The organism is Sedimentibacter sp. B4, assembly GCF_000309315.1.
Lineage (GTDB): Bacteria > Bacillota > Clostridia > Tissierellales > Sedimentibacteraceae > Sedimentibacter > Sedimentibacter saalensis.
The window spans coordinates 1-241 of the sequence record NZ_CANG01000592.1 but is presented as its reverse complement, the minus strand read 5'-3'; the positions used below and the strand labels follow the sequence as shown (position 1 = coordinate 241).

1 protein-coding gene is annotated in these 241 nt (G+C 71.4%); it reads right to left on the bottom strand.

What is annotated here, in order from left to right; genetic code table 11:
- Positions 1-241: penicillin-binding transpeptidase domain-containing protein (locus tag BN358_RS12375; RefSeq protein ID WP_255346901.1), on the bottom strand; the 241-nt coding region annotated here is incomplete at both ends.

Sequence of the window (241 nt, the reverse complement as noted above, 5' to 3'; positions counted from 1 at the left end):
CGACTGCGGGACGCCGTAGCGGGTGAGCGCGATCGACATCACGTCCTGCACGGCCGGGCCGGCCACGGAGACGCCGGCCGAGCCCCGGGTCGCGCTGTCCACGACCACGTAGACCAGGACCTGCGGGTTCTCCACCGGCGCCACGCTGATCGCCGACGTGACCAGACCACGGAAGCAGTGGCAGCTCTGGACGTACTTGCGGGAGGTGCCGGTCTTGGCCCCGACCCGGTAGCCCTGCACA